The following is a 1,785-nucleotide window of genomic DNA, read 5'->3' on the forward strand; positions in this document are numbered from 1 at the left end:
GGCAGCGTGAACGCCGAGTGCGTCGGTCTGCGCCGGGCGGCGATCACCACCTCCTGCACCCGTGAGGCGCGTAGCGCCTGCAGTGCGTGGTCGGAGATGTCCGTGCGAGCCAGCTCGTCGGGGTCAGCGGTAAGCACGCGGGCAACATCGAGAGCGACGTTGCCGTTGCCGACCACGATGACCCGCTCGTGGCTGAGATCGACTGGAAGCTGGGCGAAATCGGGATGCCCGTTGATCCAGGCCACCAGCTCGGTGGCGGTGCCGGTACCCGCTATGCCCATGCCGTCGATGTCCAAGCGGCGGTCAGTGGGCGCGCCGACGGCGTAGATGACGGCGTGGTGGTGCGCCAGCAGATCGTCGTGGCTCAGGTGCTTGCCGACTTCGACGTTGAGGAAGAACTGGAATTCGCGGCGGCGGGCGATCCGGTCGAAGAGCGCAGTGACCCGTTTGGTGGTCTGGTGGTCCGGGGCCACCCCGGCGCGAACCAACCCGTACGGGGTGGGCAGCTTCTCGAAGACGTTGACCCGCACGCCGTGTTGAGTAAGCAGTTCGTCGGCGGCATACATTGCGGCCGGGCCGGATCCCACGACCGCGACGGTCAGCAGGCTCCGACCATGCCCGTGCACCTGTGGGGCTGGGATCACCGGCGCCAGCTTGGATGTCGGCGGCAGCTTTTGGTCGGCTGGATGGTCTGGGTAATAGGACGCGTTCAGCGGGATGAATGGCTGCTGTCCGAGGGTCAGCCGGGAATCGGGCGCGATAGCGCCCACCGGGCAGGCGCTCACGCAGGCGCCGCAGTCCACGCAGGCCACCGGATCGATGTAGAGCATTTCGGCGGTAGCGAAGCCCGGCTCGTCCGGCGACGGGTGAATGCAGTTCACCGGGCAGGCGTAAACACAGGACCCGTCGCTACAACACGACTGGGTAATAACGTGCGGCATACCGACCTAGTCTTCTAGGCAGCCGGTGCGACGGCCAGATGTTGGCGCTGCGGTTCGCTGCGGTAGCGCGACGGCTTGCCGTTGATCTTGCAAAGCCGCCAGACCAGCTTGGCCAACGGGTTCATCAAACCGGTGTCGTGGCACAGCATCCGGACGTCGCCGAACATGTCACGCAGCATCTGCCGTGCCTCTGGTGAGCGGAAGAAGATATCCTTGCGCACCTCGCGCGGAATGTCGAACTCTTTCCAGAACGCCTTCGGCGGCACGATGATCGCCGAGCACAGGATCCGCATGGTGATAGGCACATACAGCGAAAGCCAGAACCGCTTGCGACGCGGCAGGTCCGGCACCCGTTTACGCAGGTACTCGTGCGCGAACGAGATGTGGCGGGCCTCCTCGGCCACGTGGATAGCCATCACCCGCTCCATGATCGGGTGCAGCTCCTTGCCCTCGCGCAGCACGTTCTTCTGGGTGTGGTCGATGGGCTCTTCGCCGGCCAGGATGCCGAACCAGAACGGGATCGGCAGCGGCCCGGCCGCCAGCGGAATGTACGGCTGAATCCACTTCAGCAGCCGCGGCATGCCGGGAACGTCGGCGCCGATGTGGTTCACCATCTCCTGGAACATCATGGTGTGGTTGCACTCTTCGACCGCTTCGTGCAGGCAGTACCGGTACTCGGGGGATCCGTTGGGCACCCAGAACGCGTACTCCATCAGACCGCGGATCAGGATCGACTCAAAGTGCAGGCCTGTCTTGGCGACGTTCGCCTGACGCCACATGCCGATCTGGATCTGGCGTTCATCCGACTGCGCCTGGTACCAGGGGTGCCGGCCCAGCGGGTCGG

2 protein-coding genes are annotated in these 1,785 nt (G+C 65.3%); both read right to left on the bottom strand.

Annotation, left to right across the window (positions count from 1 at the left end; translation table 11 throughout):
• Positions 1-941, bottom strand: a 941-nt coding sequence (locus WBF82_RS04195; protein ID WP_424381842.1) for a 4Fe-4S binding protein, incomplete at its 3' end; no start/stop codon positions are given.
• Between the two features lie 14 nt (positions 942-955).
• Positions 956-1,785 (bottom strand): AurF N-oxygenase family protein (locus WBF82_RS04200; protein WP_424381843.1); only part of this gene is annotated, 830 nt, incomplete at its 5' end.

The organism is Mycobacterium sp., from assembly GCF_049673265.1.
GTDB lineage: Bacteria > Actinomycetota > Actinomycetes > Mycobacteriales > Mycobacteriaceae > Mycobacterium.